Source organism: Delftia sp. ZNC0008 (assembly GCF_000799035.1).
GTDB lineage: Bacteria > Pseudomonadota > Gammaproteobacteria > Burkholderiales > Burkholderiaceae_C > Comamonas > Comamonas tsuruhatensis.
In genome coordinates this window covers 1-2,027 of sequence record NZ_JTKZ01000420.1, presented here as the reverse complement: position 1 = coordinate 2,027, position 2,027 = coordinate 1, and the positions used below count along the sequence as shown (strand labels likewise).

The following is a 2,027-nucleotide window of genomic DNA, read 5'->3' as shown; positions in this document are numbered from 1 at the left end:
CGAGTCCGTGAAGCGCTACAGCGACGATGAGCTGCGCGCCCTGGGCGTGCCCCAGGCCCTGCTGGAAGATGCCGGCTACGTGAAGGCCGGCGTGCCGCTGGCCGGCATGGACCTCTTCGATGCCGACTTCTTCGGCTACACCCCGCGCGATGCCGAGCAGCTGGACCCGCAGCACCGCCTTTTCCTGGAATGCGCGTGGCAGGCGCTGGAGCATGCGGGCTACGAGGGCCGGCGCTACCCCGGCGCCATCGGCGTGTACGCGGGCACGGGCGCCAGCGTCTACCTGATGCGCCATCTGCTGCCCCGCCATGCGCCGGGCCCTGGCGCCCAGGTCGCCGACCTGCTGGGCCTGATGAGCGGCAACATGGCCGATGCCCTGGCCACGCGCGTGGCCTACAAGCTGGACCTGCGCGGCCCGGCCGTCACCGTGCAGACGGCCTGCTCGACCTCGCTGATGGCCGTGCACACCGCCTGCCAGGCGCTGCTGGGCCATGAATGCGCCATGGCGCTGGCCGGGGGCGTCTCGCTCAACCTGCTGCAAAACGGCGGCTACCGCTACCAGGCCGGCGCCATCTTCTCGCCGGACGGGCATTGCCGCGCCTTCGATGCCCAGGCCGCAGGCACGCTGCAGGGCAGCGGCGCGGGCATTGTGGTGCTCAAGCGCCTGGACGATGCGCTGCGCGACGGCGACACCATCCACGCCGTCGTCCTGGCCAGCGCCGCCAACAACGATGGCGCAGACAAGGTGGGCTTCACGGCGCCCGGCGTCAATGGCCAGGCCGCCGTGGTGCGCGCGGCGCAGGCCCTGGCGGACGTGCCGGCCGACACCATCGGCTATGTGGAAGCCCATGGCACGGGCACGGCGCTGGGCGACCCCATCGAGATCGCGGCGCTGACCCAGGCCTTTCGCGCCAGCACGCAGCGCAGGGGCTACTGCGCCATCGGCTCGGTGAAGACCAATATCGGCCATCTCGATGCGGCCGCCGGTGTCACGGGCCTGATCAAGACGGTGCTCTCGCTCAGGCATGCCACCTTGCCGCCCAGCCTGCATTTCGAGCGGCCGCACCCGCAGATCGACTTCGAGCGCAGTCCCTTCCATGTCAACACCGCGGCCAGGCCCTGGCCCCAGGCGGCCACACCGCGCCGCGCGGGCGTGAGCGCCTTCGGCATTGGCGGCACCAATGTCCATGTGGTGCTGCAGGAGGCTGCTGCAGCCCCTGCCACCTCTGCCACCCCTTCCGGTGCATCGGCGGATACAGCCCGGGGCTGGCAGGTGCTGCCGCTGTCCGCTCGCAGCCCCCGTGCGCTGGACGAAGCGGCGCGCCGCCTGGCTGCCCATCTGCAGCAGGCCGGCAGCGGCCTGTCGCTGGACGATGTGGCCCACACCCTGCAGCAGGGCCGCCGCGCCTTCGGCCATCGCCGTGCCGTGGTGGCCGACGGCATGGGCATGGCGGTGGAGGGCCTGCACCTCTCTGCTGCTACTGCTGCTGCTGCTTCTGCTGCGCCGCCAGGCCAGGCCACCGAGGTGCCGGCACAGCCGCCCGGCGTGGTCTTTCTTTTCCCGGGCGGGGGCGTGCAGCACGCCAACATGGGCCTGGACCTGTACCGCGACGGCGGTGTGTTCCGGCAGGAGGTGGACCGCTGCTGCGAGCTGCTGCAGGCCGAAACAGGCTGGGACCTGCGCCAGTGGCTGTTCCCCGCCCCGGGTGAAGAGGTGGAGGCCGACGCGGCGCTGTCCGCCATGGACAAGGCCCAGCCGGCACTGTTCGTGATCGGCTATGCGCTGGCCCGGATGTGGATGGCGCGCGGCGTGCAGCCCGTGTCCATGCTGGGCCACAGCCTGGGCGAGTATGTGGCGGCCTGCCTGGCCGGCGTGTTCGAACTGCCGCATGCCCTGCGCATCGTGGCGGCGCGCGGCCGCCTGCTGCAGTCGCTGCCGCAGGGCGCCATGACCTCGGTGCCCCTTGTCGAGGCCGAGCTGCAATCGCTGCTGGATGCGGGCTGCGACCTGGGTGCCGTCAACGGCG

1 protein-coding gene is annotated in these 2,027 nt (G+C 71.8%); it reads left to right on the top strand.

What is annotated here, in order from left to right:
* Positions 1 to 2,027 (top strand): type I polyketide synthase (locus L995_RS13810; protein WP_047472313.1); only part of this gene is annotated, 2,027 nt, incomplete at both ends.